This is a genomic window from Streptomyces sp. NPDC031111, assembly GCF_055570675.1.
The window spans coordinates 32,179-57,289 of sequence record NZ_JBVIGS010000032.1 but is presented as its reverse complement, the minus strand read 5'-3'; the positions used below and the strand labels follow the sequence as shown (position 1 = coordinate 57,289).

18 protein-coding genes are annotated in these 25,111 nt (G+C 72.7%); 6 read left to right on the top strand and 12 right to left on the bottom strand.

Annotated features, from left to right (window positions below; genetic code table 11):
* Window positions 1-152: 152 nt before the first annotated feature.
* From ACZ470_RS37910 to ACZ470_RS37900, 3 genes are all read right to left on the bottom strand, one after another.
* Window positions 153-947, bottom strand: coding sequence for an SGNH/GDSL hydrolase family protein (locus tag ACZ470_RS37910; RefSeq protein WP_468434520.1), 795 nt, complete (start codon window positions 945-947; stop codon window positions 153-155).
* 198 nt (window positions 948-1,145) lie between these two features.
* The gene (locus tag ACZ470_RS37905) at window positions 1,146-6,119 is read right to left on the bottom strand and encodes a DNA repair ATPase (RefSeq protein WP_468434519.1); all 4,974 of its coding nucleotides are present in this window, start codon (window positions 6,117-6,119) and stop codon (window positions 1,146-1,148) included.
* A gap of 65 nt (window positions 6,120-6,184) precedes the next feature.
* On the bottom strand, window positions 6,185-8,230 hold the full coding sequence (locus ACZ470_RS37900; protein WP_468434518.1) for a flotillin family protein: 2,046 nt from the start codon (window positions 8,228-8,230) through the stop codon (window positions 6,185-6,187).
* 343 nt (window positions 8,231-8,573) lie between these two features.
* Between ACZ470_RS37900 and ACZ470_RS37895 the strand changes: the two genes are divergently transcribed.
* Window positions 8,574-9,641 (top strand): PucR family transcriptional regulator, encoded by a 1,068-nt coding sequence (locus ACZ470_RS37895; RefSeq protein ID WP_468434517.1) that lies wholly within the window; start codon window positions 8,574-8,576, stop codon window positions 9,639-9,641.
* Between the two features lie 9 nt (window positions 9,642-9,650).
* Here the strand turns inward: ACZ470_RS37895 and ACZ470_RS37890 are convergent, their stop codons facing one another.
* Window positions 9,651-10,097 (bottom strand): DUF6299 family protein, encoded by a 447-nt coding sequence (locus ACZ470_RS37890; protein ID WP_468434516.1) that lies wholly within the window; start codon window positions 10,095-10,097, stop codon window positions 9,651-9,653.
* A gap of 244 nt (window positions 10,098-10,341) precedes the next feature.
* Here ACZ470_RS37890 and ACZ470_RS37885 point away from each other — a divergent pair, with 244 nt between their 5' ends.
* The gene (locus ACZ470_RS37885) at window positions 10,342-10,551 is read left to right on the top strand and encodes a DUF5999 family protein (RefSeq protein ID WP_468434515.1); all 210 of its coding nucleotides are present in this window, start codon (window positions 10,342-10,344) and stop codon (window positions 10,549-10,551) included.
* A gap of 10 nt (window positions 10,552-10,561) precedes the next feature.
* On the opposite strand, the gene ACZ470_RS37880 is transcribed toward ACZ470_RS37885, so the two are convergent.
* Window positions 10,562-10,960 carry a RidA family protein gene (locus tag ACZ470_RS37880; protein ID WP_468434514.1) on the bottom strand — a complete coding sequence of 133 codons (399 nt, stop codon included), beginning with the start codon at window positions 10,958-10,960 and terminating at the stop codon, window positions 10,562-10,564.
* A complete protein-coding gene (locus ACZ470_RS37875; protein ID WP_468434513.1) occupies window positions 10,957-12,093 on the bottom strand; it encodes an acyl-CoA dehydrogenase family protein in 1,137 nt (378 codons plus the stop codon). The genes ACZ470_RS37880 and ACZ470_RS37875 overlap by 4 nt, the downstream gene beginning before the upstream one ends.
* 117 nt (window positions 12,094-12,210) lie before the next feature.
* Here ACZ470_RS37875 and ACZ470_RS37870 point away from each other — a divergent pair, with 117 nt between their 5' ends.
* Both ACZ470_RS37870 and ACZ470_RS37865 read left to right on the top strand, forming a co-directional pair.
* On the top strand, window positions 12,211-13,821 hold the full coding sequence (locus ACZ470_RS37870; RefSeq protein ID WP_468434512.1) for an AMP-binding protein: 1,611 nt from the start codon (window positions 12,211-12,213) through the stop codon (window positions 13,819-13,821).
* A 36-nt stretch (window positions 13,822-13,857) separates the two neighbouring features.
* Entirely contained in the window at window positions 13,858-14,679 is an 822-nt protein-coding gene (locus ACZ470_RS37865; protein WP_468434511.1) for a PaaX family transcriptional regulator, read from the top strand.
* A gap of 36 nt (window positions 14,680-14,715) precedes the next feature.
* On the opposite strand, the gene ACZ470_RS37860 is transcribed toward ACZ470_RS37865, so the two are convergent.
* Both ACZ470_RS37860 and ACZ470_RS37855 read right to left on the bottom strand, forming a co-directional pair.
* Entirely contained in the window at window positions 14,716-17,091 is a 2,376-nt protein-coding gene (locus ACZ470_RS37860; RefSeq protein WP_468434510.1) for a bifunctional salicylyl-CoA 5-hydroxylase/oxidoreductase, read from the bottom strand.
* Between the two features lie 4 nt (window positions 17,092-17,095).
* Window positions 17,096-17,923: an enoyl-CoA hydratase family protein gene (locus ACZ470_RS37855; RefSeq protein WP_468434509.1), complete on the bottom strand. Its 828-nt coding sequence runs from the start codon at window positions 17,921-17,923 to the stop codon at window positions 17,096-17,098.
* Between the two features lie 311 nt (window positions 17,924-18,234).
* Between ACZ470_RS37855 and ACZ470_RS37850 the strand changes: the two genes are divergently transcribed.
* Window positions 18,235-18,678, top strand: a complete 444-nt coding sequence (locus tag ACZ470_RS37850) for an ATP-binding protein (RefSeq protein ID WP_468434508.1) — start codon at window positions 18,235-18,237, stop codon at window positions 18,676-18,678.
* Window positions 18,679-18,696: 18 nt separating this feature from the next.
* On the opposite strand, the gene argF is transcribed toward ACZ470_RS37850, so the two are convergent.
* The 4 genes from argF to ACZ470_RS37830 all read right to left on the bottom strand — a co-directional run bounded on the left by argF (window position 18,697) and on the right by ACZ470_RS37830 (window position 23,058).
* A complete protein-coding gene (argF, locus tag ACZ470_RS37845) occupies window positions 18,697-19,704 on the bottom strand; it encodes an ornithine carbamoyltransferase (protein ID WP_468434507.1) in 1,008 nt (335 codons plus the stop codon).
* 60 nt (window positions 19,705-19,764) lie between these two features.
* Window positions 19,765-20,988 (bottom strand): arginine deiminase, encoded by a 1,224-nt coding sequence (locus ACZ470_RS37840; protein ID WP_468434506.1) that lies wholly within the window; start codon window positions 20,986-20,988, stop codon window positions 19,765-19,767.
* A gap of 65 nt (window positions 20,989-21,053) precedes the next feature.
* On the bottom strand, window positions 21,054-22,763 hold the full coding sequence (locus ACZ470_RS37835; protein ID WP_468434505.1) for an HEXXH motif domain-containing protein: 1,710 nt from the start codon (window positions 22,761-22,763) through the stop codon (window positions 21,054-21,056).
* A 70-nt stretch (window positions 22,764-22,833) separates the two neighbouring features.
* Window positions 22,834-23,058, bottom strand: coding sequence for a hypothetical protein (locus ACZ470_RS37830; protein ID WP_468434504.1), 225 nt, complete (start codon window positions 23,056-23,058; stop codon window positions 22,834-22,836).
* Window positions 23,059-23,770: 712 nt separating this feature from the next.
* Between ACZ470_RS37830 and ACZ470_RS37825 the strand changes: the two genes are divergently transcribed.
* On the top strand, window positions 23,771-25,096 hold the full coding sequence (locus ACZ470_RS37825; protein WP_468434503.1) for a cation:proton antiporter: 1,326 nt from the start codon (window positions 23,771-23,773) through the stop codon (window positions 25,094-25,096).
* Window positions 25,097-25,111: the final 15 nt, after the last annotated feature.

Genomic DNA, 25,111 nt, shown 5'->3' with positions numbered 1-25,111 from the left:
TGGTGAGCGTCCTGGGGGGGGGGGGCCCCCCCCCCCCCCCCCCTCCGCCCCCCCCCCCCCCCCCCCTCCCCCCCCCCCCCCCCCCCCCCCCCCCCCCCTCTCCCCCCCCCCTCCCCCCCCCCCCCCCCCCCCCCCCCCCCCCCCCCCGGCTCCTAGGCCACGGAGCGGAAGGCGGGCAGGTACCCGCTCGACTGGCCCACTGCCTTCGGGTGGTAGGAGTTGGTGATCGGGAGCGTCACGCTGTGGAGCCAGGCGTCACCCGAGCAGAGCTCGTGTCCGGTGAACTCGTCCACCACCGACGAGAAGGTGAACCCCGCGTTGGCCGCTCTCTTCGCCAGCACCCCGTTCAGCACGTCCGAGGCGTTGTTGATCGCGCCGCGCTCGGTCTCGCTGAGTCCCGCGATGCAACTGCCCGACAGCTTGTAGAAGCGCGGGTACCCCAGCACCACCACGTGCGCCTGCGGAGACCGGGAGCGAATGCCGGAGTACAGCGAGTCGAGCCTGCCCGGCAGGGTGTTCTGCATCTGGGAGATCGCGGTGTTCACCCGGGAGACGCAGGTCGCCTGGCTCTGCAGCACGCAGGTCTGCATGACGTCCGCGAAGCCGATGTCGTTCCCGCCCGCGGAGACGCTGACCAGGGTGGTCGACGAGGACAGCGCGCCCAGCTGGCCGGAGGACACGCTCGACGTCGTGGCGCCCGAACAGGCCACGAACCTGAACGACGAAGGGGAGTTGGCGTTGGCCCACAGTTGCGGGTACGCCTTGGTGCTGCGCAGGCAGTCACCGCTTTCCGAGGTGTAGCTTCCGGCGCCCACGCCGGAGGAGTAGGAGTCGCCGAGAGCCACGTAGTTGTCGCCGGCGGCCGAGGCCGGCTGAGCCATACCGAGCACGGTCACGGCACCCAACGCGAGGGCCGCCAGGGATGACCGGAGAGAACGCACTGACACGTGACAGTCCGCCCTTCACGAGGTGAGGGTCACATGGATGGTTGATGGAGCAACCATGGTTGTAGCAGGCCCGCGTACCGATCAGTAACACCCTGGAAAGAAGTCATCCGTATTGCCCGAATGATCGTTCGGCCGGTTCTGAACCGCGCGTTGATAAACCTTCAATCCGGCCTCTGAGGAGTGAAATTCAGGCGTGTTTCAGGCGCTCGTTCCCTCACTCCGACGGACCGTCGGGTCGACGGGGCGCGCCACCGGGCGGCGGGGGTCCGCCGCGCGGGTGATGGCCGACTCGACGGCGGCGATGCGGTCGCCGAGGAGGGCGAGAGCGGCCACCGCCCGGGACAGCGCGTCCTCGTCCGGGGCGCGGACCTGGGCCGCTTTCAACTCGGCCCAGCGGCGGGACTGTTCGGGGGTGAGGGTGCCGCGCAGTTCGGCGAGTTTCAGGAGGTTCGACTCGGTGCCGGTGGTGAGGGTCTGGGCCTCGGCCGTGTAGTGGTCGTCGATGACGGCGCTCAGCTCAGCGTCGTTCATGACGGGCTGCACTCGCTGGGCGATCTTGTTCATGTTGCGGTAGGAGCCCTGGAGCCGGAACGGCGGCTCGGTGCGGGTGTCGTCGGACTGGGCGGCGGAGGCGATGTAGGCCGCGTTGACGGCGAGGACCGTGCGGCGGGCGGTCAGCAGATGGCGCAGTACGGCGAGGATCCGGTCCAGTTCGGTGGGGGCGTACGGGTGGATCAGCCGGTCCGCGCGGGCCGTGGGGTCGTGCTCGGCGAGGCGGATCAGCAGGTCCAGGTCGGCGCGGTCGCGCCCGGCGAGCGGCGCGAGCACCGGGTTGGCGGTGAGCGCGTTCTCCAGGAAGCTCAGCGCGAACACGTCCTCCTTGCCGGTGAGGACGTCGCCGAGGTTCCACACGTCCGCGCGGTTGGCGAGCATGTCGGGCACCCGGAAGACCTCGCCGGACTCGGTGTAGGGGTTGCCGGCCATGCAGACCGCGAACCGCTTGCCCCGCAGGTCGTAGGTGCGCGGCTCGCCCTCCCACACGCCCTCCACGCGGCGGGTGGCGTCGCACAGCGGGATGAACTTCTGGAGCAACTCGGGCGAGGTGTGCTGGATGTCGTCGAGGTGGAGGAGGGTGTTGTTGCCCGCCGCGAGGGCGAAGTTGATCTTCTCGATCTCCTGGCGGGCGGTGGCGTTCGGCGCCTCGGCCGGGTCGAGCGAGGTGACGGTGTGGCCGAGCGCGGGACCGCTGACCTTGACCAGGACGAGTCCGAGGCGGTCGGCGACGTACTCCATGAGGGTCGTCTTGCCGTAGCCGGGCGGGGAGACGAGCAGCAGCAGGCCGCCGGTGCCGGTGCGACCGGACTCGCCGGTGGTGCCCAGCTGTTTGGCGAGGCTGTCGCCGATCAGCGGGAGGTAGACCTCGTCGACCAGCCGGTTGCGGACGAACGACGACATCACGCGCGGCCGGTGGTCGTCCAGACGCAGCCGGGCGCGCTCGGCGGACACCAGGGCGGTGCGGCGGCGCTGGAAGGCGCGGAAGGCGGGCACGTCCCGCTCCCGGAACTCCCGGGTGCGGGCGAGGAATTCGTCCAGGCGGAGGGTGAGCGAGCGGTCGGTGATCCGGGGGTGGGTGCCGAGCAGGCCCCGCGCCGTGACGGTCAGGGGTGCGTCGTACGTGTGGCGGGGCACCTCGGGGCAGAGTTCGGCGGCCACCGCCTCCGCGAGGTCACCGGCGGTGACCTGGTCGCCGGTGGTCGCGGCGTACGCGGTCAGCCAGGCCTCGACGAGCTGGCGGCGGGCGGTGAGGCCGGCGAGGGCGGGCAGGTCCTCGTCGTACGCCGCGCCGGCGGCCGTGCGGCGGAACGTGTCGAGCAGTTCGCGGGTGCGGGCGCCGATGACGAAGCCCTCGGGGCCGGTGGTCAGTTCGTCGAAGAGGTAGGCGGCGCAGGCCTCCGGGCGGACAAGGGCGTCCTCGTCCCAGTTCCGTACGGCCCGGGCGAGCTCCTCCCGCAGCGCGTCGAGCGCGGGCGGCGGGCCGAAGGCGTCGCGGACGCGGGCCAGGGAGCGGGCGCGGCGGGTGAGGTCGGCGCGTTCCTCGGCGGTGGTGCCGTGCGCCCAGTACAGCAGGGCGTGGGCGCGGGCGGCGGGCGCGTGCCGCAGCAGTCCCGCGCCCTGATGGAGGGGCAGTACGGCGGTGAGGATCGCGGTGGCGTCGTGGTCGTGGACGCCCCGCTCGTACCCCTCGTCGTACGCCTCCTCGGCGGCCCGGCGGACCAGGGCGGCGAGGTCGTCGGCGGCGGTCAGGGCGTCGGCGCCGGGCTCGTGCAGCAGCCGGGCGGCGAGGTGTTCGGCCCGGTAGACCTCGGGCGACTCGGACGGCAGGTGGCGGTTCCACAGGGGGCGGTCGGAGAGGAGGGCGGGGTCGGTGACGGGGGCCCGGAAGTCGGTGCCGGTGAGGGCGAGCGCGAGCCCGTCGCCGTGCGGGACGACCGTGAGGTCGAGGGGCTGGGTGCTGACCGCGAAGCGGTGGTCGCCGAGGCGGATGCTGCGTCCGCCGTCCGCGTAGAGGTCGGTGCGGTCGCGCAGGGCGCGGGCGGCCTCCTGCCGGGCCGAGCGCAGCCGCCCTTCGAGCTCCTCGGCCCGTACCCGGTCGCCGAGTTCGCGCAGTTCGTCGGCGGTGCGGCGGACCTTGGTGACGAGCGGGTCGGAGGCGAAGTACGTGCTCACGGCGTCGAGGTCGGCGAGCGTGGCACAGCGGCGGGCGACGGTCTCCAGCACACGGTCGGCGGCGGAGGCGAGCTGTTCGGCGCGGCGGGCGCGGGCGTCGGAGAGGCTCTGCTTGCGGGCCGAGAACGCCTCGTAGATCTCGGTGCGCTTGTCGGCGAGCTCGCCGAGGACGTCGTCGAACTCGGCGAAACGGGACTCCAGTGACTCCAGCTGGCCGAGCACCCGCGTCAGTTGCTCGTCGCTCGCCTCCGGGGTGTCCGCCGCCGCGAGGGCGCCGGTGACCGTCTGGCCGAGCAGGGAGAGTTCGGCGGCGAAGCCGGCGCGTGCCTCCCGGTCGAGCAGGTTCCGGCGGTGGGTGTCGAGGGTGGCACGGGCGCGGTTGACGCCGCCCATCGCCTCGGCGACCCGCTCCAGGACGGCCGTGCGGACGGTGGCGTCGGCGATGTCGAGCCCCGCCACCACCTCGGTCACCGTGCGCAGTCCGTCGGCGAGTTCGTCCAGGCGGGCGGCGAACGGGGCCGCTTCGGCGGTGGTGGTGACCGACTCTGCGTCGGCGACGAGCCGCTCGACGTCCGCGTGGTGGGCGGCGAAGGCGTCCTCACAGGCGAGGAAGGCGATCGCGCGCTGCCCGAAGGAGGCGAGGTCCGCCTCGGCGCCGGCGGCCAGTTCGTCGATGCGGACGTGGTCCGCGTACCGCAGGTCCTTCAGGGTCAGCAGATGGCCCTGGGCGTGGCGGAGTTCGGTCAGCCCGGTGACCCAGGCGGCGGCCTCGCGGGGCTGTTCGCCGCGCAGCCGGCGCACCACCGAGGCGATCCTGTCCGCGGCCTCGTCGAGCGCGTCGGCGGCCCGGCGGGTGAGGTCGCGTACGGTCTCGAACTCGGCGAGCACCTGCTCGGCGGTGGCCCGCATCTCCGCCAGCGGGGTGCGCAGATCGCCGAGTTCGCCGTCCCCCAGCCAGTGGTGGGTGTCCAGGGCGCGGACGCAGGCGGCGACCAGGGCCGTGTACACCTCGGTGGTGGGGGTGGTCTCGGCGACGGAGCGGGCCAGGGACAGACAGTCGGAGATGCCGCGTACGAGGTCGGCGTTGCCGATCCGGGCCAGTGGTCCCTCGCCGGCCGGCTGTGCGGCGGCGTGGGTGTCGGAGTCGTAGGGCGAGTGCCACAGCTGGACGGGGTGGACGCGGGCGGGTTCGTCGCCGTCGGGGCGCAGCAGGGCGAGCAGTCCGTCGTCGAACAGGGCCCAGCCGTGGCCGGCCATCGGGGTGGCGACCGCCTCGCGGATGAGGTTGTACGACAGCAGCAGCCCGCGTCCGCGTTCGGGCGCGTGGAAGACGTACAGCACGTCCTCGCCGTGCGGCGAGCGCACCTCGCGTTCGAACTCCATTCCGCTGGTGTCGAGTTCGTACGTCTTGTGCGGGCCGGCGGCGAGGCAGTAGCCGCCGGGGAAGACGATGCCCTGGTCCTCGGGGAGGCGGCGGCAGCCCTGCCCGATGCCGTCGAGGCGGACGACGGACCGGGTGAGGGTGTTGAACACCAGGTAGCGGTGGGCGGTCTCCTTGTACGGGAGGACCCGCAGCAGGATCAGGGGGCCGACGCGCGCGTGGGCGATCTCGGCGTCGGCGAGGGACTGGAGGGGTTCGTCGACCGGTTCGGCGTGGATGCCGTCGGGGGTGCCGGTGTCGTTCTCGGTCTTGACGGTGAGGGTGCCGCCGAGGGTGTCGACGAAGACCTCGCCCTGGACGGAGACGTGCGGGTGGCGGCCGAGGACGTGGTCCTCGCGGGTGGTGGGCGTCCAGCCGATGTCGGCGGGCGGGGTGAGGGCGTGGTCGCGGTCCCCGCGCGCGTCGAGGAAGGTGGCGCGGCCGTCCTCGGTGACCGTCCAGCGCAGGACGCGGATGTCGCCGGCCTTCTCGCCGGTCTGGAAGACGGCGAGCAGCTTGCCGTCGACGTGGCGGAGCCGCAGCAGGCGTGCCTGGCGGTAGTAGCGGTGCAGGGCGGCGAACTCGCGTACGAAGTCCGGGTCGTCGAGGAGTCCGGGCACCGCGTCGTCGGGGAGGCGGTTCAGGTCGCGGTCGTGCGGGGCGAGGACGTCGCCGACCGTGGTCTCGGACTCGGGGCGGGGGCGGGTGTCGTAGCCGAAGAGCAGTACGCCGCCCAGGGCGACGATGTCGCGGGGCACGGCGGTGCGCTCGGTACGGAGCCGCTCGGTGCCGGTGAGGCGCAGTTCGGGGGCGCCGAACTCCTCCGCGCGACGCCGGTTCAGCGCCTCGGCGCGGCGGGCGAGTTCGGTGGACTGGGCGGCGAGGCGGTCACGCAGCACCTGGTAGGCGCCACTGTCGCCGCTCGTCCGGACCCCGCCCGCCCCGGGCCTGTCCCGGGGGCCGCCGTTCGTGCCCGGCGTCTCGCGCTCGGCCGTGTTCGTGGGCTCGTGGGTGCCGGTGGTCATGGCTGCCTCTCGAAGAGCGGCCGGGAGCCGCCGTCCCCTGTGCGGCGGCTCCCGGCCGAAGGTGGTCAGGACCTGCTGTGGCCGTTCAGCGCGGCCACAGGTGTGTCGGAGAGCCCCAACTCACCAGCCTTCTCGATCAGTTGCTGGAACCGTGCGCTGTTCTCGCCGCCGTCCTTCATCAGCCGCATCAGCAGGGCGGACACGGTGAGGTTCTGCACGTCGGACGTCGAGACGGAGCCCAGGATCCGGCTCAGGTCGTCGGTGAAGCTCGCCGAGCCGTCCAGCCAGGGACCGGCGAGGGCCCGTGCGGTCTCGGAGTGCTGGACGAAACCGTCCACGCCCTTGCCCAGCGCGATCGAGGACACCAGCCGGTCGAAGAACACCGACTCCCCGCCGACGATGTTGATGTCCGCGTTCTCCAGGCCGGTGGCGAGGACCGTGGCCTGCGCCTCGGCGACCTGCCGCTGCACCTCGAGACCGGCGAGCCGGACGTCCTTCTCGGCCTCCAGCCGCAGCCGGTACTCCTCGTGGCCGCGGGACGCCTCGTCGAGCGCGGCCATCGCCGCCGCCTTCTCGGTGAGCCCGGCCGCCTCCGCCCGCAGCTTGCCGCTGATGGCCTCCGCGTCGGCGAGGGCCTTGGCCCGCGCCCCCTCGGCCTCCGCGCGCAGCCGGGCCACGGTGGCCTCCGCCTCGGCGCGGCCCGCCTTCTCGATGACGTCGGCCTCCTTGTCGCGGACCTGGACGAGGGCCAGTCCCTCGGCCGCGGACTCCGCCTGGACGCCCTCGGCCAGCCGCAGCTTGGCCTGCGCGTCGAGGTCGGCGGTCTTCAACCGGGCCTCGGCGAGGGTGAGTTCCTCGGCGGCGCGGTGGGTTGCGGCCTGCTCGGCGGCCTCGGCGGCCTTGATGTCCTTGACCAGCTTCTCCTGGGCCTCGGCCTCCGCCGCGATGATCACGGCCTGGCGCTGCCGCTCCGCCTCCTCGACGGCCCGCAGCTTCTTGATCGACTCCTCCTGCTCGGCGACCGTACGGTCCACCGCCACCCGCTCCCGGATGACCTCGGCGATCTCCCGCTTCTCCGCCTCGACCTCCTTGTCGGCGGCGATCCGGGTCAGTTCGGTCTCCCGCTCCCGGGCGATGACCTCGAGCAGGCGGTCCTTCTCGATGCGCTCGCTCTCGACGGCGATGACCCGCTCGCGGTTCTTGGCGGCGACGGCGACCTCGCGGGCCTGGTTCTCGCGCTGCACGCCGAGCTGTTCCTCCGTGCGCAGGAAGGCGCTCTGGGCGCGCAGCCGCTCCTCCTCCACCACCCGTGCGGTCTCGGCCTCCTCGCGGGCCCGTACGGTCTCGATCTCCCGGCGCTGCTTGATCTCGGCGTCGGCCTGCCGGCGCTCCAGCTCCAGGATCGCCTCGCGGGCGTCGACGTCCTGCCGGGTGATCTCCTTCTGCTCGTTGCGCTGGGCCTCGTTGGTGCGGACGTGTTCCACGGCCGTCAGCTCGGTGATCTTGCGGATGCCCTGCGCGTCGAGGACGTTGCCCGGGTCGAGCTGGGTCAGCGGCGTCTGCTCCAGGTAGTCGATCGCGGCGTCCTCGAGGTGGTAGCCGTTCAGGTCGACGCCGATGACCTCGATGATGCGGTACCGCAACTCCTCGCGCTTGGTGTAGAGGTCGGTGAAGTCCAGCTGCTTTCCGACGGTCTTCAGCGCCTCGGAGAACTTGGCGTGGAACAGCTCCTGGAGCGTGTCGCGGTCGCTGGCCCGTGCGGTGCCGACGGCCTGGGCGACCTTGATGACGTCGTCGACGGTCTTGTTGACCTTGACGAAGAAGGTGATGCGGATGTCGGCGCGGATGTTGTCCTGGCAGATCAGGCCTTCCTTGCCGGCCCGGGTTATCTCGATGGTCTTCACCGAGATGTCCATCACCTCGGCCTTGTGCAGCACCGGCAGCACGACCGACCCGGTGAACGTCACATCGACCTTGCGGGTCCTGGAGACGATCAGCGCCTTGCCCTGTTCGACCTTGCGGAACAGCTTGGAGACGACGAGCAGGCCGATGAGCACGAACAGCAGGGCGACGCCGACGAGTACGGCGATGCCCACGGTGGCGGCATCCATGGGACACGTCCTTCTGGGCTGAAATATTGGCAGAAGTCAGGTGAAGTGATGCCTCGTTGGTGAGGCGGGTGAATGTCCGGTGCAGGAGGAGACGGCTCAACCGGCGCCGCGGTTCTGCGAGGGACGCGGCTCGTGTCGGGGGTGGCACCGCTCCCCTCCGGGTTCCGGACCGGGCACCTGCCGGTGCCCGGCACCGGAACCGTCCGCGGTGCTCCCCGCGGACCATGCTGCCCGCTCGGGCGGCGACCGCGCATTGCCGGAATCCGGCAATGTTCATTAGGGTCTTGATGCCGGTGCGGCACAGCCGAAGCGTCAGAGACGCATCAAGAGTTGGGGGCTCCGCGTGACGGATCCGGAGGTTCCGGAGCAGTATCTGGAAGGGTATGCCCACATCCTGACCGAGGTCGCGGCCACGGGCCGGCGCCTCACCCGGGACGAGGTCGCGTCCCGGCGGGCCCTGGGAGAGCGGGCCGCGGAGGCGGGTCTCGGTCTGCGCTCCCTCGTCAGCGCGCATCTGTCCGCCGCCCGCGAGGCGTGGCCGCGCGGTGCCGACTCGGCCGACGGGGCACTCTCCGCCGTACAGCAGGTCGTGGACGCGTTCGCCGAGGGGTACGAGCGGGCGCAGCGGCTGGCGGTGCGTCAGGAGGAGGCGATGCGGCGGGAGTTCATCGACGACCTGCTCTACGGGCGGAGTGATCTGGGGCGGCTCGCGGAGCGCGCCGAGCGCTTCGGACTGCGGCTGTCGCACGAGCACGCGGTCGCCGTCGCCCGGGGGCCGGTCGCCTACGACGAGGGCGACCCGGTGCCGCGGCGGGTGGAGCGCGCCCTGATATCCCGCTTCGGTGACCGCAGCATCCTGCTCACCACCAAGGACGGACGACTGCTGTGCATCGCGCCCGGGCACCAGGGCGAGGTGCTCACCCACTTCGCCAAGCAGGCGCACGCCGCCACCGACGGCGGCCAGGTCGCCATCGGCCGCCCGCAGTCCGGGCCGGGCGGTGTCGTCCAGTCGTACGAGGAGGCGCTGAGCTCGCTGGAGATCGCCGAGCGGCTGGGGCTCGACGAGCCGGTGCTGCGCGCCGCCGACCTGCTCGTCTATCCCGTACTGGCCCGCGACCGCCAGGCCATGGCGGATCTGGTGCACAACACCCTGGGGCCGCTGACCACGGCCCGTGGCGGTGCCCAGCCGCTGCTGGAGACGCTCACCGCCTACTTCGACGCCGGCTGTGTCGCCGCGGAGGCGGCCCGGCGGCTCTCACTGAGCGTGCGCGCCCTGACCTACCGTCTGGAGCGCATCCACCGGCTCACCGGTGCGAACCCGTCGGACCCGGCCCATCGCTACATGCTCCAGACGGCGGTGATCGGCGCGCGCCTGCTGGACTGGCCGGGCGACGGGTTCGCGGTGGCGTGAGGGTGCCGGTCAGTCCTCGACCAGGGTGATGCCCCGGTGCTCGACGGCGTGCGGGACGGGCAGCAGGACGATGCCGCTGGGGCGCAGTTCCATGAGGGTGGCCTCGACGTGGGCGGGGCCGTGCTCCAGCGCGCCGGCGGGCACGGTTCCGGTGTTCTGCCAGCGGTGCTCCTTGCCGTCGCAGACCGCGCTGGTGCCGCCGACGGCGTAGTGGAGCGTGGAGGAGGGCTTGGCCACCGCGGAGCTGACGAAGACCTTCCCTTCGGCGCCGTGGCAGCGGTAGGTACCGGAGAGGGTGACGCGGCCGTCGGCCATCCGGCCCTTCGAGTCCACCGTGACCGACTCGGCGGGCGGGTCGGCGGGGGCGGCCGACGCCGCGGTGGGGGCCGCGGCGGTGAGGCCGCAGAGCAGCAGCGCGGAACCGGCCGCCGCGCCGAGGAGGGGACGCACGGGCATGGGGGTCCTCCAGAATTGGGCGGAATGTACGGATTGAGTGATTCCACCAGTACCCGGCCGTGGTGTCCGCGGCCAGTCACCGTCATCCGTTCGGCGGCATGCCGGCACCGGCCGTCGGCGTACGGTCCCGGAATTGTCCGGGGGCTGTCACGCTTCGCGGAGAGCGGTTCCGATGAGTCGGCGGCCGGGGCATGGTCTGCCTATACGACCCATACGGATCGTTCCACCAATGTGGAGGTGCGCCATGTGTGCCCACCGGACTGACTGCCCGCGGACCAACGACTCCGCCACACATGTAGTGGCCGCACATGTGGTGGCCGCACATCCCGAACAGGGGTGGAGCCTGCTGTGCGACGGTGTGATCGTCTTCGACGACACCGGTGAGCTGCTTCCCGACGGCCGCGTGGTCGCCCCGCACCGCATCCCCGCCGACCGGCTCGCGGTCGCGGCCTGAGCGTCCGCCCTCAGGGCAGCAGGGCGAAGCCGTCGAGTTCCACCATCGCCCGTTCGTCCCAGAGGCGGACCACCTCGACCACCGCCATCGCCGGGTAGTCCCGGCCGGCCAGCTCGCGCCAGACGCGGCCGAGTTCGCGGGCGTGGGTGCGGTACGCGGCGACGTCGGTGGCGTAGACGGTGACGCGGGCCAGGTCGGCGGGGGTGCCGCCGGCGGCGCGCAGGGCGGTGAGCAGGTTGGCGAGGGCCCGGGTGAACTGTTCGGGCAGGGTGTCGCCCACCACCTTGCCGTCGGTGTCGAGGGCGGTCTGGCCGGCCAGGAACACCAGCCGGGAGCCGGTGGCGACGACGGCGTGGGAGAAGCCGGCCGGCGGGGAGAGTTCGGGCGGGTTGACGCGCTCGGCGGTCACCGGTCCTCCAGGTTCCTGTACAACTCCTTGGCGATGATGCCCCGCTGGACCTCGCTCGCCCCTTCGTAGATCCGGGGGGCGCGGACCTCGCGGTAGAGGTGTTCGAGCAGGTGACCGCGTTGCAGGGCCCGCGCGCCGTGGAGCTGGACGGCGCTGTCGACGACGTACTGCGCGGTCTCGGTGGCCAGCAGCTTCGCCATCGCGGAGCGCCGGGGAACGTCGGCGGCGCCCTGGTCGTACGCCGTCGCCGCCGCGTACACCATCAGCCGGGCGGCCTCCGTGCGCAGCGCCATCTCGGCGACCTGGTGGGCGACGGACTGGAGGTCCCTCAGCTTGCCGCCGAAGGCGTCCCTCCGGGCGGTGTGACCGAGGGTCGCGTCGAGGGCGGCCTGGGCCATGCCCACCGCGAAGGCACCGACGCTGGGCCGGAACAGGTTGAGGGTGTCCATAGCGACACGGAAGCCCCGGTCCACCTCGCCGAGCACGTCGTCGGCGGTCACCGGTACGGCGTCGAAGGCGAGGGCGCCGATGGGGTGCGGCGAGAGCATGTCGAGCGGGGTCCCGGTGAGACCGGGCCGGTCGGCGGGGACCAGGAAGGCGGTCACGCCGCGCGCCCCGGCGCCGGGGGTGGTGCGGGCGAACACGGTGTAGAAGTCGGCCTCGGGCGCGTTGGAGATCCAGCGCTTCTCCCCGCTGAGCCGCCACCCGGCCGGTCCGTCGGGGCCGGTCTGCTCCGCCGTGAGCGACAGGGCCGCGGCGTCCGAGCCGGCGGCCGGCTCGCTGAGGGCGAAGGCCGCGACCGCCGTGCCGGCGGAGACGCGGGGAAGCCACCGGTCGCGCTGGGCGTCGGTGCCGTGGGTGTGGACGGGGTGGGCGCCCAGGCCCTGGAGGGCGAGGGCGGTCTCCGCCTCCGTGCAGGCGTGAGCCAGGGACTCCCGCATCAGGCACAGCTCGAGGGCGCCCGAGGCGAAGAGGCGGGACAGCAGGCCGAGGCTGCCGAGTTCGGCGAGCAGGGCGCGGTTCACCCGGCCGGGTTCACCCTTCTCGGCGAGCGGCCGCAGGCGTTCCGCCGCCCACGCGCGCAGCTCCGCGCACCAGGCGAGTTGTGCCGGTTCGAGCGAGAATGCGGTCATCGCCGGTCCCTTCCCTCGCCACTGGGCCACTCCCGAGGTTATCGCGGACCGTTGACTGCCGTCACCAACGCGATACGCTCCTGATGCGAGCCCACCACGCCAAGGGGGCGAACCGTCATGAACCCACGGGCCACCGCGCACGTCGACACCTTCGCCCGCGATCATCTCCCGCCACCCGACCAGTGGCCCGAGCTCCGCTTCGACCTGCCGGAGCTCCAGTACCCCGCGCGTCTGAACTGCGCCGCCGAACTGCTGCACGGCCCGCCCGACGACCGCCCGGTGTTCCACACCCCGGACAGCCCGACCTGGACGTACGGCGAGCTGCGGGCCCGGGTGGACCGGCTCGCACACCTCCTCACGGGTGACCTCGGGATCGTCCCCGGCAACCGGGTGCTGCTGCGCGGTCCGACCACGCCGTGGCTGGCCGCCTGCTGGCTGGCGGTGCTGAAGGCGGGCGCGGTCGCCGTCACCGTGCTGGCCCAGCAGCGCCCGCACGAGCTGAGCACCGTCTGCGAGATCGCCCGGGTGCGCCACGCGCTGTGCGACATCCGGGCCGTCGACGACCTCGCCAAGGCCGAGATCCCGGACCTGTCCCTCACCACCTTCGGTGGCGACTCCCCCGGCGACCTGCTGCACCGCCCGGCACCCGACACGCCGTACGAGGCCGTGCCGACGGCGGCCGACGACGTCGCGCTGATCGCCTTCACCTCCGGCACCACCGGACGCCCGAAGGGCTGCATGCACTTCCACCGGGACGTGCTGGCGATCGCGGACACCTTCTCCCGGCACCTGCTGAAGCCGGTCGCGGACGACGTGTTCGCCGGCAGCCCCCCGCTCGGCTTCACGTTCGGACTGGGCGGCCTGGTGGTGTTCCCGCTGCGGGCCGGCGCCGCCGCGCTGCTGCTCGAACAGGCGCACCCCGCCCAGCTGTTGCCCGCGATCGCCGAACACCGGGTGTCGGTCCTGTTCACCGCTCCCACCGCCTACCGGGCGATGCTCGGCCAACTCGACTCCCACGACATCTCCTCGCTGCGCCGCTGCGTCTCGGCGGGCGAGAACCTCCCCGCCGCCACCTGGCGGGCCTGGCACGAACGCACCGGGCTGCGGATCATCAACGGCATCGGCGCGACCGAACTGCTGCACATCTTCGTCTCCGCCGCCGACGAGGCGATCCGCCCCGGGGCGACGGGAGTTCCGGTCCCCGGCTGGCAGGCGCGCGTGCAGGACGCCGACGGCACTCCCCTGCCCGACGGGGAGCCGGGGCTGCTCGCGGTGCGCGGCCCGGTCGGCTGCCGCTATCTCGCCGACCCGCGCCAGCGGGAGTACGTGCGGGGCGGCTGGAACATCACCGGCGACACCTACGTCCGCGACCCCGACGGCTACTTCCGGTACGTCGCCCGCGCCGACGACATGATCATCTCCGCCGGGTACAACATCGCGGGGCCCGAGGTCGAGGACGCCCTGCTGCGGCACCCGGACGTCGTGGAGGCGGCGGTGGTCGGGCGGCCCGACGAGGCACGCGGCCAGGTGGTGGTGGCGTACGCGGTCCTGAAGGAGGGCGCGGAACGCGACGCCGAGGCGCTGCGCTCCTTCGTCAAGTCCGAGCTGGCGCCGTACAAGTGCCCGAGGGAGATCGTGTTCCTGGAGGCACTGCCGCGCACGGCCACCGGCAAGCTCCAGCGGTTCCGCCTGCGCACCCCCACCGGGTCCGCGGAGGGCGGGGCGTGATGCCCGCGAACCGCGCCCGTCCGCACACGACTTAAGATGATCAACGTGTCCGACCAGCAAGCCCAGCACGCTCCGAGATCTCTCATCGTCACGCTCTACGGCGCGTACGGCCGCTCCGTGCCGGGCCCGGTGCCCGTCGCCGAGCTGATCCGGCTGCTGGCCGCGGTCGGTGTGGACGCCCCGTCGGTCCGCTCCTCGGTGTCCCGGCTCAAACGGCGCGGCCTGCTCGTCCCGGCGCGCACCGCACGCGGGGCGGCCGGGTACGAACTGTCGCCCGACGCCCGGCAGTTGCTCGACGACGGCGACCGCCGGGTGTACGCCACCGACCCGCCGGAGGACGAGGGCTGGGTGCTCGCCGTGTTCTCCGTGCCGGAGTCGGAGCGGCAGAAGCGGCACGTCCTGCGCTCCCGGCTGTCCGGCCTCGGCTTCGGCACGGCCTCCCCCGGCGTGTGGATCGCCCCGTCCCGGCTGTACGAGGAGACCAGGCACACCCTGGAACGCCTGCGTCTCGACGCCTACGTCGACCTCTTCCGCGGTGAGCACCTCGGTTTCGCGCCCACCGCGGAGGCGGTCGCCCGCTGGTGGGACCTGGCCGCGATCGCCAAGCAGCACGAGGCGTTCCTGGACCGGCACGCGCGCGTCCTGCGCGCCTGGGAGCAGCGCGCGGACACCCCTCCCGAGGAGGCCTACCGCGACTACCTGTTCGCCCTGGACTCCTGGCGCCATCTCCCCTACGCCGACCCGGGCCTGCCCGCCGACCTGCTGCCCGCGGACTGGCCGGGCACCCGCTCGGCGACCGTCTTCCGCGGTCTGCACGAGCGGCTGCGGGACGCGGGGGCGGCGTTCGTGGGCGTATAGCACCCGGCAGAACCCGCGGGGGCCGGTCGTCCGGGTTCAGCCTCCGAGGGTGAGCCGGGGTTTGGGGGCGTCCGTGCGGCCGGTGCGCGGCGGGCGGCTGCCCGCGCGGTACGGCGCCGGCCAGACCACTCCCGGGCCCTCGTAGCCCTGCTCGGCCGCCGCGTGCAGCGTCCAGTGCGGGTCGTAGAGGTGCGGGCGGGCCAGCGCGCACAGGTCCGTACGCCCGGCGAGGATCAGGGAGTTGACGTCGTCCCAGGAGGAGATCGCGCCGACCGCGATCACCGGGACGCCCGCCTCGTGCCGTACCCGGTCGGCGAACGGGGTCTGGTACGAGCGCCCGAACTCCGGTTGCTCGTCGGCCACCACCTGCCCGGTCGACACGTCGATCGCGTCGGCGCCGTGCGCGGCGAAGGCGCGGGCGATGTCGACCGCGTCCTCGGCCGTGACGCCGCCCTCCGCCCAGTCGGTGGCGGAGATGCGGACGGTCATCGGCCGGTCCCCGGGCCATGCCGCGCGGACCGCGTCGAACACCTCCAGGGGGAAGCGGAGCCGCTTCTCCGGCGATCCGCCGTAGGCGTCGGTGCGCCGGTTGGTCAGCGGGGAGAGGAAACCGGAGAGCAGATAGCCGTGGGCGCAGTGCAGTTCGAGCAGATCGAACCCGGCCCGCGCGGCACGCACGGCGGCGGCGGTGAACTGCTCCCGCATGTCGGTGAGCTGCGCCCTGGACAGTTCGCGCGGAACCTGGCTGCCCGGCTTGTACGGCAGGGGCGAGGCGGCGACGAGGGGCCAGTTGCCGTCGTCGAGCGGCTCGTCCATGCCCTCCCACATCAGCTTGGTCGAGCCCTTGCGTCCGCTGTGGCCGAGCTGCACACCGATCGCGGTGCCCGGGGCCTGCGTGTGCACGAAGTCCGTGATCCGCCGCCACGCCTCGGCCTGCCTGCCGGTGTACAGGCCGGCGCAGCCGGGGGTGATGCGTCCCTCCGGGCTGACGCACACCATCTCGGTCATCACCAGGCCGGCACCGCCCAGGGCGCGGGCACCGAGGTGGACGAGGTGGAAGTCGCCGGGGACGCCGTCGACCGCCGAGTACATGTCCATGGGCGAGACGACGACCCGGTTGCGCAGGGTCAGTCCGCGCAGCCGGAACGGGGTGAACATCGGAGGCGTATCCGGCGGGCAGCCGAACTCGCGCTCCACGGACTCGGTGAAGCGGGCGTCGCGCAGCCGCAGATTGTCGTGGGTGACGCGGCGGCTGCGGGTGAGCAGGTTGAAGGCGAACTGCCGGGACGGGCTGTCGAGATACAGCGGAAGGTTCTCGAACCACTCCAGACTGGCCCGGGCCGCGCGCTGGGTGGAGGCGACGACGGGCCGGCGTTCCGTCTCGTACGCGGTCAACGCGGCGCCGATGGACGGTTGTTCGTCCAGGCAGGCGGCGAGTGCCAGCGCGTCCTCGACGGCGAGCTTGGTGCCGGAGCCGATGGAGAAGTGCGCGGTGTGGGCGGCGTCGCCGAGCAGCACGATGTTGCCGTGCGACCAGTGGTCGTTGACGACCGTGCGGAAGGTGGTCCACGCCGAGTTGTTGGACCTCAGCGGGCGTCCGCCGAGCGCGTCGGCGAAGATCTTGGCGCAGCGCTCGATGGACTCCGTCCCGCTCGTCCCGTCCATCTCGTCGAATCCGGCGGCGCGCCACACCTCCTCGCGCATCTCGACGATCACGGTGGAGGCGTCCGCCGCGTAGGGGTAGCCGTGCAGTTGCATCACGCCGTGCTCGGTCTCCGCGATCTCGAAGCGGAAGGCGTCGAAGGCGAAGTCGGCGGCGAGCCAGATGTAGCGGCAGCGGTGCTCGGTGATCCGGGGCCGGAACACGTCCGCGAAGGTTTCGCGGGTGGTGCTGTGGACTCCGTCGGCGGCCACCACCAGGTCGTACGTCTCCGCCAGCCGGGCCGGGTCGGGCGCCTCGGTACGGAAGCGCAGGTCGACACCGAGGGCGCGGCAGCGGTCGTGCAGGATCTCCAGCAGGCGGCGCCTGCCGAGGGCGGCGAAGCGGTGTCCTCCGGAGGTGTGGCGGGTGTTGCGGTGGACGATGTCGATGTCGTCCCAGTGGACGAAGTCCCGCTGGAGGGCGGCGTAGACCGCCGGGTCGGCGTGTTCGATGCCGCCGAGGGTTTCGTCCGAGAGGACGACGCCGAAGCCGAAGGTGTCTTCGGGGGTGTTGCGCTCCCATACCGTGACCTGGCGGTCGGGGGCGAGGCGTTTGAGCAGCGCGGCGGTGTAGAGGCCCCCTGGGCCTCCGCCGATGATCGCTACGCGTAGGGGGTGGCTTGTCGTCCCGGGCGGGTGCGGGCCCGTCGTGGCTGGTCGCGCAGTTCCCCGCGCCCCTGGGGGGTGGGTGGTTCCGTTGGTTGAGAACATGCCCTTACCTCCCCTGCCACTTCGGTGGGCGCTTTTCGGTGAAGGCGGCGTGGAACTCTGCGTAGTCCTCGCCGTTCATCAGGAGGGACTGGGTGGAGGCGTCGAGTTCGATCGATGCCGCCAGGGGCATGTCCAGTTCGGCTGTGAGGAGGGCCTTGGTCTGGGCGTGCGCGAGTGCGGGGCCGTCGGCGAGGCGGCGGGCCAGGGTCTGGGCGGCGGCGTCCGTGCCGCCCTCGTCGGCGAGGGCGCTGATCAGGCCGATCCGTTCGGCCTCCGGGGCGCGCACCGTCTCGCCGAGCATCAGCAGTCGCGTGGCGTGCCCCAGGCCCACGACCCTCGGCAGCAGATAGGCGGCGCCCATGTCGCCGCCGGACAGGCCGACCCTCGTGAAGAGGAACGCGAAGCGGGCGCTGGGGTCGGCGACGCGGAAGTCGGCGGCCAGGGCGAGCACGGCTCCGGCGCCCGCCGCCACTCCGTGCACCGCGGCGATCACCGGGAACGGGCACTCCCGTACCGCCCGCACGACCTGGCCGGTCATCCGGTTGAAGTCGAGGAGCTGGGCGGTGTCCATGGAGAGGGTGGCGCCGATGATCTCGTCGACGTCGCCGCCGGAGCAGAAGCCGCGCCCCTCGCCGGCCAGCACCAGGGCCCGTACGGCCCGTTCCCGGGACAGCTCGGCGAGCAGATCGCGCAGGTCGGCGTAGGCGCCGAAGGTGAGCGCGTTGAGCTTGTCGGGGCGGGCGAGGGTGACGGTGGCGACGCCGTCGGCGAGGTCGACGCGCAGATGTTCCCAGCGGGGGGTGCGGGCGGCGGAGCCGGTGAAGGGACTCATGAGGGCGGCCTCCTCGGACGGGCACTGCGCTGCTCAGTGAGCTCTGTCCCATGAAGTTATCACCCATTGGTGACTGTCGTCATGGTCGCGCGATACGCCGTTCGGGCGCCGTCACGTCCGTCACGACTCGTCGACATACCGGTAACGGTGGGAGCGGGTGTGCGAGGCGGCGCGTGGACGTGGGTAAGCCGCTCGTTGCCGGGACAGAAGGCCCGGACGGCGCCCCGGCAGGGGTTCGGTGCCCCGCCCCCTCCGGGGGCCCGCACCGGGTGCGCCGTACCATTGGCAGCTGAAGCAGGAGCACCCGCTCCATGAACGGACCCGCTGTGCACGAACCTCCCGCCGCCTCCACCTCCTGGCGCGTCGCACTGCCGCACACCACCGCGGCCGTGCCCGTGGCCCGTGCGCTGGTCCGTACGGCGCTGGCCGAGCGGGAGCACCACGCCGACTGCGACACGGCGGAGCTGCTGACGGCGGAGCTGGTGGCCAACGCGGTGGAGCACACCTCGGGGAGCGCCCCGATAGAGCTGGTGGTGCGGCTGCTGCCGACCGGCTGCCAGGTCGAGGTGCACGACGCCGACCCGGAACCGCCCGGCGATCTCACCCGGCCGTCCCGGGGGATGCCCGATCCCTGGCAGGAGCACGGGCGGGGGCTGCTGCTGATCCGCACCCTGAGCTCGTCCTGCGGTCACCGCCCCACCGATTCCGGCAAGGCGGTGTGGTTCCGGCTGCCGGGGCAGCGGCGCCCGGTCTGATCCCCGGCCTTGGGGCGCTCAGGCGAGGGTCGCGACCAGGACCGCCTTGATGGTGTGCATACGGTTCTCCGCCTCGTCGAAGACCACCGAGTGCGCCGACTCGAAGACCTCGTCGGTCACCTCCAGGGAGGTGAGACCGTGGGCCTCGTGGATCTCCTGGCCGACCTTGGTGCCGAGGTCGTGGAAGGCCGGCAGGCAGTGCAGGAACTTCACGTCCGGGTTGCTGGTGGCGCGCAGCACGTCCATGGTCACCGCGTACGGGGCGAGGGAGGCGATCCGCTCGTCCCACACCGCCTTGGGCTCCCCCATGGAGACCCAGACGTCCGTGGCGACGAAGTCGGCGCCCGCGACGCCCTCGGCGATCTCCTCGGTGAGCGTGACGCGGGCGCCGCTGGACTCGGCGAGCTCCCGCGCCCGGTCGATGATCTCCTGGGCGGGCCAGTAGTCCTTGGGGGCGACGACACGGATGTCCATGCCCAGCAGGGCCGCCGTCACGAGGTAGGAGTTGCCCATGTTGAAACGGGCGTCACCCAGGTAGGCGAAGGCGATGTCCGTGACCGGCTTGGGGCAGTGCTCGGTCATGGTGAGGACGTCGGCGAGCATCTGGGTGGGGTGCCAGTCGTCGGTGAGACCGTTGTAGACGGGCACCCCCGCGTACGCCGCGAGCTCCTCCACCTTCTCCTGGCTGTCGCCCCGGTACTCGATGCCGTCGTACATCCGGCCCAGCACCCGGGCGGTGTCCTTCACCGACTCCTTGTGGCCCATCTGCGAGCCGGACGGGTCGAGGTACGTCGTCGAGGCCCCCTGGTCGGCGGCCGCGACCTCGAACGCGCAGCGCGTACGCGTCGAGGTCTTCTCGAAGATCAGCGCGATGTTCCTGCCCCGCAGACGGCGCTGCTCGGTCCCGGCCCGCTTGGCGGCCTTCAGCTCGGCGGCCAGCTCCAGCAGTTCGAGGAACTCCTGCGCGGTGAAGTCCAGCTCCTTGAGGAAGTGGCGGCCGGCGAGGGCGGTCGGGACAGTCGCCATGGGGGCGCTCCAGGAATGGGGGACACGAACGCTTGGAAGTGTATACGAACTTTAGTATTTCTATACGGCGTCTCGCTGGACGGGACAGCTCATGCAGCGCGGCCCGCCCCTGCCCCGGCCCAGCTCGCTGCCGGGGATCTCTATCACCTCGATGCCCTGCTTTCGCAGGTGCGTGTTGGTGGTGGAGTTCCGTTCGTAGGCGACGACCACGCCCGGTTCGACGGCGAGGACGTTGCAGCCGTCGTCCCACTGCTCGCGCTCGGCGGCGTGCACGTCCTGGGTGGCGGTCAGCACCCGGATCTCGCTGAGCCCCAGGGCGGCGGCGATCGCGCGGTGCATGTGCTCCGGCGGATGGTCGGTGACCTTCAGCTCCTTGTCCCCCGCGCCCGGCTCGATGGTGTACGAGCGGAGCATGCCGAGACCGGCGTACTGGGTGAAGGTGTCGCCGTCGACCATCGTCATCACCGTGTCGAGATGCATGAAGGCGCGTCTCTTCGGCATGTCCAGGGCGACGATGGTCTCCGCCGAGCCGGCCGCGAACAGCTTGTGGGCAAGCATCTCCACGGCCTGCGGGGTGGTCCGCTCGCTCATCCCGATCAGCACCGCGCCGTTGCCGATGACCAGCACGTCCCCGCCCTCGATGGTGGACGGGTAGTCGGCCTGCCCCTCGGACCAGACGTGGAAGGACTCCGCGCGGAACAGCGGGTGGTGCCGGTAGATCGCCTCGAAGTGCACGGTCTCGCGCTGCCGGGCGGGCCACCGCATCGCGTTGATGGCGACACCGTCGTAGATCCAGGCGGAGGTGTCACGGGTGAAGAGATGGTTGGGCAGCGGGCCGAGCAGGAAGTCGTCCAGCTCCATCGCGTGGAAGCGCACGGAGGTGGGCTCCGGGTGGGCGTCCAGGAACTCCCGCTTGGTCATCCCGCCGATCAGCACCTCGGCGAGCTCGGGCGCCGGCAGGGTCTCGAACGCGGCCCGGAGGTGGTCGGTGGCCAGCGGTCCGTACTCCTTCTCGTCGAAGACACGGTCCAGGACGAGGGCGCGGGCCGCCGGGATGTCCAGCGTCTCGGAGAGCAGGTCACCGAAGAGGTGGACGGTGACACCGCGGTCGCGCAGGACGTCGACGAACCCGTCGTGCTCGGCGCGCGCCCGGCGCACCCAGAGCACGTCGTCGAAGAGCAGGGCGTCCTTGTTGCTGGGGGTGAGCCTTTTGAGCTCGAGATCGGGCCGGTGCAGGATGACCCGGCGGAGCCGGCCGGCCTCGGAGTCGACGTGGTAGGTCATGCCTCCATCCTCACCATCCGGGCGCGTGTTCACCCCTGTCCCCGGGTTCTGGAAATCCGCTTCCGTCAGCCGCGATGGGCCGGGCGGATCAGCTCGGGCCGGATCAGCTCGGGCCGGGCCAGCAGCCGCCGTGCCCCGGGGTCCCGGGCCAGCGCGGCGCGGGCGACGATCCACCCGGCGAGGAGGTGCGGGTCACCGGGCTCGCGGGCCAGGCCGTCGTCGTACCCGATGAGCGCGGCGGCGGCGTCGCCGGCGGCCAGGTGCTCGTCCGGGGTGCGGGGCTCGGCGGGCGGGAGGGCGAAGGCGTGGGTGCGGACGTCGGGCCAGGGGGTGCGGTCGGGGCGGAAGCGGAGGGTGTCCGAGGATCCGTCGCCGGGTGGCACCGAGTGCCCCCGCGGGGCGAGGTTGCGCAGGCGCCATTCGGTGCGGTGCAGGGCGGCGGCGGTGCGGGCACGGGCCAGCGCGGACGGGGTCACGGGCTCGCGCAGCCAGGTGTCCAGGGTCCGGGCGAGACCGGTGAGCAGGGCGTGCCCGGCCTCCGTGAGACGTCCGCTGGTGAGGAGGGTGTGCACCACGAGCCGGCTCTGGGTGCGGCGCAGCGCGAAGTGGTACGCGGCCGTCTCGGCGTGCTCCGGGTCGGACAGCCGGTCCCGCCAGAACCCGGCGACACCGGTGAAGGCGTAGGCGCCGTGCAGCAGCCCGGTGAGGTGGCGCGGGTCCGGGCGCCACGGGGCGTAATGGCGCTCGGCACGGTCGTCGCGCAGCAGCGGGAAGAGGTGGATCAGCGCGGCGAGCTTGCTGTGCTGGAACTCGTGGACCAGCGCCTCGGCCAGGGCGAGCGGCGAGGAGGGGCGGGCGATGAGCATCGCGCCGTAGGAGTCGCCGCTGGACGCCGACACGCGGACGTCCGGCGGTGGCGGGGGCAGCAGGCTGGTGCGGGACCACGGGACGACGGCCCGGATCCGCGCGGGGTCGAGCCGTCCGGGCCCCGGACCGTCCGCGGTCGCGAGGATCGCCACGGCCTCGTCGAACAGCCGCTGCCAGGCCTCGGCCTCGTCGGCGTCCAGCCGGGCGGGCGGCACCGGGTCGTCGAGGTCGCGGTAGGGGTCCAGGTCCTCCAGCGGTATGGACACGGGGCCGACCGTGAGGGTACGGAGCGGGAGCCAGCGGGTGTCGTCGGCGGGCGGTGCCTCGTCCACCGGCACGGGCGCGGGACGGCAGGTCAGGGTCGGCCGCCCGCCGTCGCCCCCCGGTCCGCTCAGGGTCAGCTCGCCGGCGCGGGTGCTCGCCCTGCCCGCCGACAGACCGGCCGCCCCGCCGGGCAGCCGGGCGAGCCCGAGGCCCGGCAGGGACAGCGCGCCGTCGTCCAGCGGAACGCGCAGCGACGCCTCGGTTCCGGCGTGCAGCGAGGCGGTCACCGCGAGGGTGTTCAGCCTGGCCGCCTCCGCCCACAGGTCCGGCCCGGTCGCGGTGCCGTGCACCCGGCGCAGCATGTGCGCGATCCACGCGCCCGTCGTCGGGGCGAGCAGCAACCGCTCGACCGGTCCGGGCGCCCGCTCGGCCGCCTCCTTGAACACCCGCCAGGCCTCGGCGACGGGACTCAGCGGGGTGGGCAGGTCCCACAGTTGCTTCAGCAGGGTCCGCAGCAGCAGCAACCGGCGTGCCCGTTCGCCCTGTTCGAGAAAGGCGACGGCCCGGGTGGAGCCCCCGCCGGCGGCCAGTTCCGCGAAGAGGGGTTCGGGCATGCGGAACGGGCTGGGGCGCTCGCTGTTCATCACCGGGACCTCCGGTCGGTGGGCGGGCAGGGGGGAGCCCGGTGGGGCACTCCCCGCACGGCGGGAGCGGCTACTCGGCCCGGGCGGGTTCGCCGCCGCCCCGGATGCCGCCGCGGGACCGGAGGACCTCGGTGAGGAGACGGGTGCCGGGGGCGAGCGGAGCGAGACCGTCCACGGCGGTCAGGGGCAGCCCCGCGAGATCCGCCAGGTCCGACTCCCGGACAGGGGTACCCGCCGCGAGGGCCGGCTCCCGGGCGGCGGCTTCGGCGTTGCGCTGAGCGGGCGGCTGATGCAAGATGCGTCCCCCTTCTCGCACGGTGGCACGCGATGCCCCGTGTCCTTTGCATCCATCATGGCCATTGAAGACCGCATCGAAAACCGTACGATCACGCCACCCGATCATCGTTGAGCGGGCGAACATCCGACGGATCCGGTCAACTCGTCCTATAGCCCTACCGGTTGGGGCGCGCCCGCGGAGGCCGCGTCACCGCGCGGCACGCCGGCCGACCGCACCGCGCGCGTGTCACCCGGTGCCGGTGAGCACACGGGTGACATCCGGGTGGACCCCGCCGTGACGAGGCGGATCCCGGCGGCATCCGCCGGGATCCGGCTCCCGCGCGGCACGGTCCCGGGGCACAGGGTGTCGCGCCGCCGCGGAGCGGGTACGGCAGAGTACGGCCCGTTTCCCTGAGGGCCCCGGGGCGCGCCCGTACGGCCGGAAACAGTCCTTCCGGAACGGCGGCCCGGAAGTGCCGCGCGTAACCGGGGCGTCTTTCGAGGTCGCGCCGACGGCGCACGGCAGCACGGGAGGCGGCTGGACGCGTCGCCGTCCCACGGCCGGACAAGGCCGCTACCGGTGTGCCCCCTGTGACTCGGGTCAAGCGCGTGTACACCATCCGATGCGCCGTCAGTTGCCGTTTATTCTGGGAGAGTTGACTTCGCGCAAGCGTGCGACGACCCATCGGCGGACACAGGTTCGGCCGAACAAGTGGACCACAGGGGGACACATGAGCCCTGACGCGCTGATCGCGCATTTCGTGGCGGCCTCGGCCCTGATCCTGGTGGCCGCGCACGCGGCGGGCTGGGCGGCACGGAAGCTGGGCCAGCCGTACATCGTCGGCCAGCTGACGGCGGGGATAGCGCTGGGTCCCTCCCTCCTCGGCAGCGCGGCGCCCGGCGCGTACGAGGCGCTCTTCCCCGAGGAGATCGGTACGGCCCTGACCGGCTTCGCGCAGTTCGCCCTGGTGGTGTTCCTGTTCGCGGTGGGCTACGAGCTGGATCTCAAGCTCCTGGGCGACCGGGCGCGCACGGCGGTGGCGGTGGCGGCGGCCTCGTTCGTGGTGCCGATGGCGGTCGGCTCCGGGTGCGCGTTGCTGTTCTGGGACCAGCTCCGCGCCCTCGGCATGCCGCGCGATCCCTCCCCGTCGATGGTGGTGTTCGCCGGGATCGCCCTGTCGGTCACCGCGGTACCGGTCCTGACGGCCATAGTGCGGGAGAACGGTCTGGCCCGCACGGTGCCCGGTGTGGTGGCGGTCTCGGCGGCCGGCCTGCTCGACGTGGTCTGCTGGACGGTACTGGCCGGGGCGTTGCTGGAGAACGGCGGCGACCACGCGCTCGGCTGGCCGTGGCGGGTGCTGATCGCGGCCGGTTTCGTCTCCCTGATGCTCCTCGCGGCACGGCCGCTGCTGCGCCGGCTGCTGTGGCGTACGCACATGGAGCCCTCACTGCGGATGGCGCTGCTCATCGGCTTCGCCCTCGGTTCGGCCTGGGTGACGCACACCCTGGGGCTGCATGTGATCTTCGGGGCGTTGCTGGCGGGTGTGGTGACGCCCCGGGAGCCGGAGGACCGGCTCGACCCCGATCTGCTGCGGCCACTGCACGATGTCAGCTCGCTGCTGCTCCCGTTCTTCTTCGTGATCTCGGGTCAGTCCGTCGTACTGAACGGCATGGGCGCCACGGGATGGGCCGCCGTGCTGGTGGTGACCGCGCTGGCCGCGGTGACGAAGATCGGCAGCGGCGCGGCCGCGGCCCGGCTGGGCGGCCTGGACCGGTACGACGCGCAGACCGTGGGCATCCTGATGAGCGCCCGCGGTCTCACCGAGCTGATCGCCCTCAACGCGGGCCTGCACGCCGGCCTGCTGAGCGACCGGCTCTACAGCGTCCTGGTGTTCATGGCCCTGGCCACCACACTCTTCACCCAGCCGCTGCTGCTCCTGACCCGCCGCCTGGCCGAACGGCACACGCGCGGACGGACGGACGACCCGGCCGGCCCGGGGGCCCCGCCCGCCGCGCAGGGCGACACGGTCACCGCTCCGGTGCCTGACCTGGGCTGAACTCCCGGACCCGCC

What these genes read in the sequence shown, in the direction of transcription:
- ACZ470_RS37905 (WP_468434519.1), bottom strand. Translation starts at nt 6,119, where the DNA reads ATGACCACCGGCACCCACGAGCCCACGAACACGGCCGAGCGCGAGACG.
- ACZ470_RS37900 (WP_468434518.1), bottom strand. Translation starts at nt 8,230, where the DNA reads ATGGATGCCGCCACCGTGGGCATCGCCGTACTCGTCGGCGTCGCCCTG.
- ACZ470_RS37890 (WP_468434516.1), bottom strand. Translation starts at nt 10,097, where the DNA reads ATGCCCGTGCGTCCCCTCCTCGGCGCGGCGGCCGGTTCCGCGCTGCTG.
- ACZ470_RS37885 (WP_468434515.1), top strand. Translation starts at nt 10,342, where the DNA reads ATGTGTGCCCACCGGACTGACTGCCCGCGGACCAACGACTCCGCCACA.
- ACZ470_RS37875 (WP_468434513.1), bottom strand. Translation starts at nt 12,093, where the DNA reads ATGACCGCATTCTCGCTCGAACCGGCACAACTCGCCTGGTGCGCGGAG.
- ACZ470_RS37870 (WP_468434512.1), top strand. Translation starts at nt 12,211, where the DNA reads ATGAACCCACGGGCCACCGCGCACGTCGACACCTTCGCCCGCGATCAT.
- ACZ470_RS37865 (WP_468434511.1), top strand. Translation starts at nt 13,858, where the DNA reads ATGATCAACGTGTCCGACCAGCAAGCCCAGCACGCTCCGAGATCTCTC.
- ACZ470_RS37860 (WP_468434510.1), bottom strand. Translation starts at nt 17,091, where the DNA reads ATGTTCTCAACCAACGGAACCACCCACCCCCCAGGGGCGCGGGGAACT.
- ACZ470_RS37855 (WP_468434509.1), bottom strand. Translation starts at nt 17,923, where the DNA reads ATGAGTCCCTTCACCGGCTCCGCCGCCCGCACCCCCCGCTGGGAACAT.
- ACZ470_RS37850 (WP_468434508.1), top strand. Translation starts at nt 18,235, where the DNA reads ATGAACGGACCCGCTGTGCACGAACCTCCCGCCGCCTCCACCTCCTGG.
- argF (WP_468434507.1), bottom strand. Translation starts at nt 19,704, where the DNA reads ATGGCGACTGTCCCGACCGCCCTCGCCGGCCGCCACTTCCTCAAGGAG.
- ACZ470_RS37840 (WP_468434506.1), bottom strand. Translation starts at nt 20,988, where the DNA reads ATGACCTACCACGTCGACTCCGAGGCCGGCCGGCTCCGCCGGGTCATC.
- ACZ470_RS37835 (WP_468434505.1), bottom strand. Translation starts at nt 22,763, where the DNA reads ATGAACAGCGAGCGCCCCAGCCCGTTCCGCATGCCCGAACCCCTCTTC.
- ACZ470_RS37825 (WP_468434503.1), top strand. Translation starts at nt 23,771, where the DNA reads ATGAGCCCTGACGCGCTGATCGCGCATTTCGTGGCGGCCTCGGCCCTG.